General features: G+C 45.5%; 1 protein-coding gene. It reads right to left on the minus strand.

Annotated elements, in window-relative coordinates; genetic code table 11:
- Positions 1 to 2: 2 nt before the first annotated feature.
- Positions 3 to 545: mucin-binding protein (locus tag D8791_RS10465; protein ID WP_446677533.1), on the minus strand; the 543-nt coding region annotated here is incomplete at its 5' end.

A 545-nucleotide genomic window follows, 5' to 3' on the forward strand; every position in this document is an offset into this window, starting at 1 on the left:
AGTTACACGGTTACGTTCACCTGAGTTACACGGTTACGTTCACCTGTACGTGTGAAGGCTGCTTCTTGAGTCACAGGAGCTTTCAGAGCTGGACGACCCGCTGTTTGACCATCTGCGTATTCGTACTTAATTGTACGTGATACTTTCTTGTTGAGCTTAGCTGGGTCTGTAATCTTCTCTGTACCTTGACGAAGAGTAACGGTGAAGGTTTGATCCTTCTTATCGTCATTATCGAAGGTCTTAGGTCCCTTGAACTCATCGTTCACAACTTCATAGCCCTTGTCTGTCAATTCTTTCAGACGGGTTGCGTAGTTAGTTGTTCCGATTGGCTCACCTGACTTACCGCTTTCAACGACCTTACCAACTTCCTTGTTGTTATCATCTTGGTCTACGAAGGTGATAATCGCTTTTTGACCATCTTTAACATAATTGATTGGTGTATCCTGTGTTGGATCACTTGGAATTGGTGGTGGGTTGTAACCCTTGCTTGGATCGCTCGGATCTTTCGGTGTCAATGGCGTTGTACCATCTGGGCCTACTGGTGT

It is taken from the genome of Streptococcus cristatus, from assembly GCF_003943515.1.
GTDB lineage: Bacteria > Bacillota > Bacilli > Lactobacillales > Streptococcaceae > Streptococcus > Streptococcus cristatus_D.